At 44.7% G+C, this 4,951-nt stretch carries 3 protein-coding genes; all 3 read left to right on the top strand.

Features of this window, described 5'->3' with window-relative positions; genetic code table 11:
* Window positions 1-348 precede the first annotated feature (348 nt).
* Window positions 349-1,509 (top strand): HAMP domain-containing sensor histidine kinase, encoded by a 1,161-nt coding sequence (locus AAFP11_RS29725; RefSeq protein ID WP_341740237.1) that lies wholly within the window; start codon window positions 349-351, stop codon window positions 1,507-1,509.
* Window positions 1,510-1,564: 55 nt separating this feature from the next.
* Complete coding sequence (locus AAFP11_RS29720; RefSeq protein ID WP_341740236.1) at window positions 1,565-2,953, top strand: adenylate/guanylate cyclase domain-containing protein; 1,389 nt, start codon at window positions 1,565-1,567, stop codon at window positions 2,951-2,953.
* An 811-nt stretch (window positions 2,954-3,764) separates the two neighbouring features.
* A partial coding sequence (locus AAFP11_RS29715) for a DUF5009 domain-containing protein (RefSeq protein WP_341740235.1) occupies window positions 3,765-4,951 on the top strand: 1,187 nt, incomplete at its 3' end.

The raw sequence follows: 4,951 nt of genomic DNA, 5'->3' as shown, positions 1-4,951 counted from the left end.
TGGATTTACCTGCGATCGTACCATCGATATCGACTACCAGTAGTCTAATGTCTGCACCGCTAGAGACGGGATTTGAGGTCATTATATTTTGCATAGTTGTTTTTAGATTTTAGCTTGAGATTTTCCCGAACCAGTTTATTTTTGCACTGTGGCGATCGGCAAGTGCAGTTTCGGCTTGTTTGAAGGCTAGAATGTAGATTAGGAATTCCACAGAGCATCTATCTATAGTTTTTTCCAGGGCGATCGCTCCGTAATTTCCCTTAGATATTGGGATATTACATGACTTATACAGACAAGCCACAAAATTTTTAAACTCAATTAAATGCCGAATTAAGGGATTTTAATTTCATGAATTATCAGGATAATTACAGCTTGTTAGCAGCCGAACAAGCTAGCAAAATCGGCAACATCCTCGAAGCCATGAAATCTTACGACTTGGCAATTCAAGAAGCAGAACAAAATGGGGATATCCACGGACAAGCATTAGCAGCAGAATTAGCAGGACTGTTTTATCTCTCATTAGGAATCCCGAAAATCGCGCAAATTTACTTAACAGAATCCCACTCTTGCTATCAGCACTTTGGTGCCCAAGACCAAGCAGCGATTTTAGAATCAAAATACCCAAACTTGATAAATAATCTGGGATATTTAAATAAAAACATCAACATCAACAATGGGCTAGATACTCATCAAAATCTCGAACAGTTAGTACAAGAGAGAACCTGGGAACTTTCCCAAACTTTAGAATACTTAAAAGCCACCCAAAATCAACTCGTAGAATCAGAAAAAATGGCCGCCCTTGGAGGGTTAGTGGCTGGTATTGCCCACGAAATCAACACTCCCATAGGCATTGGCATCGCCGCCGCCTCACTCCTAGCCGAAAAAGTTACAAAATTTTGCGATATTTACAGCAACGGTCAGATTAAACGATCTGAGTTAGAAAAGTTTCTGGATACTGCATTGCAAAGTAGTAATATGATATTAACTAACCTCACGCGGGCGGCAGACTTGATCCATAGCTTTAAAGAAGTGGCAGTCGATCAGTCCAGTGAATTAAAACGAACTTTTCCAGTGAAAAAATATCTAGAGGAAATATTGACATCTTTAACACCAAAACTCAGAACAACTAAACACAAAGTAAAGATTAATTGCCCTGAAAATATTTTACTGGATAGCTACCCTGGCGTGTTCTGTCAAATTGTAACCAATCTGATAATGAACTCCCTACTTCACGCTTACGACCCAAACGACGCAGGACTTATCACCTTTGACTTGCAACTAGAGGGCGATCTGTTAGTATTTGAATATACTGATGATGGCAAAGGAATTTCTCCCGACAATCTCAGTAAAATTTTTCAACCCTTCTTTACCACCAAAAGAGGACAGGGCGGCACTGGATTGGGATTACACATTATTTACAATTTAGTGCATCAAAAACTTCAAGGCACAATTCAATGCCAAAGTCAACTAGGTTGTGGCACAAAATTTTTGATTAAAATTCCAGCATAAATTTATAATTAGCTAGGATAAAGCATTAATTAAATAATATTCAGGAGTAGGAGCAATGTCAGAAGCTAGTCAAAAATTATTCGATGCTGAAGACGAAAATTTAATATTTATTGAAGAAGACGAACGGGAACAAAAAACTAGAGAATCGAGTTGGAAAGTATTAATTGTTGATGACGAAATAGAGATTCACCATATTACAAAACTAGCTTTAAAAGAATTTTGTTTTGAAAATAAATCAATCAATTTTGTCAGCGCTTACTCAGGCAAAGAAGCCAAGGAAATCATCAAAGAAAATCAAGACATAGCATTGATTTTGCTAGATGTCGTTATGGAAACGGAAGAAGCCGGCTTAGAAGTAGTTAAATACATCCGTGATATTTTAGACAATAAGATAGTGCGGATTATTTTACGCACTGGACAGCCCGGACAAGTGCCAGAAGATGTCGTCATTGTCAGCTATGATATCAATGATTACAAAACCAAAACCGAACTGACAAATAAAAAATTATTTACCACAGTAGTCACCGCACTGAGAGCATTTAGTTCCCTGAATCAAATCGAGTCCAGCAAAAGCGAACTGGAAAAAATTGCCGCCGCCTCCGCTCGTTTTGTCCCCCGCGAATTCTTGAAATTTCTCAAAAGAGAAAGCATCGTTGATGCGAGATTGGGAGACTCTGTGCAAGCAGAAATGACGATTATGTTTGCCGACATTCGCTCATTTACCAGTTTGTCAGAAAGTATGTCTCCCAGAGATAATTTTGATTTTATTAACTCTTACTTAACTAGAGTTGGACCAGTAATTCGCCAGTACAATGGGTTTATAGACAAATATCTGGGCGACGGTATTATGGCTTTGTTTCCCAATCGCCCAGAAGATGCCGTCCAAGCAGCAATTGAGATGCAGCAACAAGTTAAAATTTATAATAAACACAGGCAAAATAGTGGCTATCAACCTATTTCTATCGGCATTGGTTTGCATACTGGAACTTTAATGTTAGGTACGATTGGCGAAGCGGAACGCATGGAAAGTACGGTGATTTCCGATGCAGTGAATTTAGCCTCCCGCGTGGAAGGATTGACAAAGCTTTACGGAGTTGGTATTGTAGCTAGCGTCCAAACTCTTTGTCGGATAGACGACCCCCAACATTATAAGTGCCGATTTCTCGATCGCGTCCAAGTCAAAGGAAAACAAACCCCTGTTGCTGTATTTGAAATCTACGACGGCGATTCAGATACAATGATCGAACTAAAAACACAAACCCAAACTTATTTTGAACAGGGAATTTTTTTTCATTACCAGCAACAATTCGCCCAAGCAAGACAAATGTTTTTGCGCGTGTTGCAAGTAAATAAACAAGATAAAGCAGCACAATTTTATGCAGAACGCTGCGAGACGTTGATGAAAAATGGGGTAATTTTGACTGTGGAAGGGATACAGATATAGGGAATGGGGAATTGGGAATTGGGCATAGGTGTCAACTTAAGCTTAAAAGCATGGTGTGTACCTACTCTCCTCTCTAGAGGGCAGAGATCCGACACACCCCCAGCCCCTCTCTAGAGGGGAGCTAGATCCGGTTCCCCTCCAGGGAGGGGCTAGGGGTGGGTCTCCAGGGAGGGGCTAGATCCGGTTCCCCTCCAGGGAGGGGCTAGGGGTGGGTCTCCAGGGAGGGGCTAGATCCGGTTCCCCTCCAGGGAGGGGCGAGGGGTGGGTCTCCATGGAGGGGCTAGATCCGGTTCCCCTCCAGGGAGGGGCGAGGGGTGGGTCTCCATGGAGGGGCTAGATCCCGTTCCCCTCCAGGGAGGGGCGAGGGGTGGGTCTCCATGGAGGGGCTAGATCCGGTTCCCCTCCAGGGAGGGGCGAGGGGTGGGTCTCCATGGAGGGGCTAGATCCGGTTCCCCTCCAGGGAGGGGCGAGGGGTGGGTCTCCAGGGAGGGGCTAGATCCGGTTCCCCTCCAGGGAGGGGCGAGGGGTGGGTCTCCAGGGAGGGGCTAGATCCGGTTCCCCTCCAGGGAGGGGCTAGGGGTGGGTCTCCATGGAGGGGCTAGGGGGATATCTGTGACTGGGTTTGACCTTAAGTTGACACCTATGGGAATTGGGCTACCCCCCCCCTACCCCCCCAAGGGGGGAATCGAGCAGGGAATTGGGCATTGGGCTACCCCCCCCAAGGGGGGAATGGATGAGGGAATAGAGACAAATAACCAATAACAAATAACAAATAACCAATAACCAATAACAAATAACAAATAACTTATTTATGCGTTTAAAATCCCTTGATGTTTTTCGCGGAATTGCGATCGCCTCCATGGTCCTAGTCAACAACCCCGGCAGTTGGAAACAGGTTTATCCGCCGCTAGAACACGCAGAATGGCACGGCTGCACCCCCACAGACTTAGTATTTCCCTTTTTTCTATTCATCGTCGGCTGCGCGATGTCATTTTCCCTATCCAAATACACTAAAACTCCTACAAAAATAGAAACAGCAGCATCAAAAACCACAGAAACACCGGAACAAACAGATACAGAAAAAAAACCTCTTGCTGATTCCTTCCCCCCTTGGAAGGGGTTGGGGGGGGTTCTTCTGACTTCCCCTCAAGGGGGTAAAGGGGAGTTGACTTCGCATCTTCCTTCTTCAAATATCTACTGGCGGATTGGGAGGCGCGCCGCCATTTTGTTTATATTAGGATTGCTGCTAAACACATCCTCGATCGCCCTTGACGTACTTCTCAACAGCGCCCCCATCGAAAACTTCGCTAAAATCCGCATTATGGGAGTATTGCAGCGGATTGGCTTAGCTTATTTCATAAGTGCGATCGCCATTATCAACCTCTCCCCCCGCCACCAAAAACTCCTCGCTATTGCCATATTATTCAGTTATTGGGCATTGTTAACCATAGTGCCTGTAGGGGGGTACAGCGCCGGTGAACTAACGCCAGAGGGCAATTTTGGAGGATATGTCGATCGCCTAATTCTAGGCAGCCAACACCTCTACAAAGGTGGCCCCTTCGACCCCGAAGGACTCTTAAGCACCTTACCAGCAGTGGTAACAGTCCTCATCGGCTACTTTACCGGAGAATGGCTGCGAGTACAGCCAATCAAAACCCGCACCAGTATCAACCTAGCAATCTGCGGACTTTGTTGCCTAGTAATCGGCCATTTGTGGGGATTTTTATTTCCCATCAACAAACAACTTTGGACAAGTTCCTATGTAGTTTTTACCGCAGGTTGGGCCTTACTATTACTAGCAGTTTGCTACGAAACAATCGAAGTGCGAGGTTGGAAATGGGGGCGGCCTTTTGAAATCATGGGATTGAATGCTATCTTTCTGTTTGTGGCTTCCGGTATTGTCGCCAGAATTCTGTTGAAAACTCATATTGGTAGTGGCGATAGCCCTCCAAGTACCTACACTTGGATTTACGAAAACTGGTTTTTGCCCTGGGCTGG

Source organism: Microcoleus sp. CAWBG640 (genome assembly GCF_020883015.1).
In the GTDB taxonomy this organism is placed as follows: Bacteria; Cyanobacteriota; Cyanobacteriia; order Cyanobacteriales; family Microcoleaceae; genus Microcoleus; species Microcoleus anatoxicus.
The sequence above is the reverse complement of the archived record's forward strand: the minus strand, read 5'-3'. Positions and strand labels throughout refer to the sequence as shown.

Bases quoted from the DNA above. Each gene is read 5' to 3' on its own strand.
- AAFP11_RS29720 (WP_341740236.1), top strand. From the start codon at position 1,565: ATGTCAGAAGCTAGTCAAAAATTATTCGATGCTGAAGACGAAAATTTA.
- AAFP11_RS29725 (WP_341740237.1), top strand. From the start codon at position 349: ATGAATTATCAGGATAATTACAGCTTGTTAGCAGCCGAACAAGCTAGC.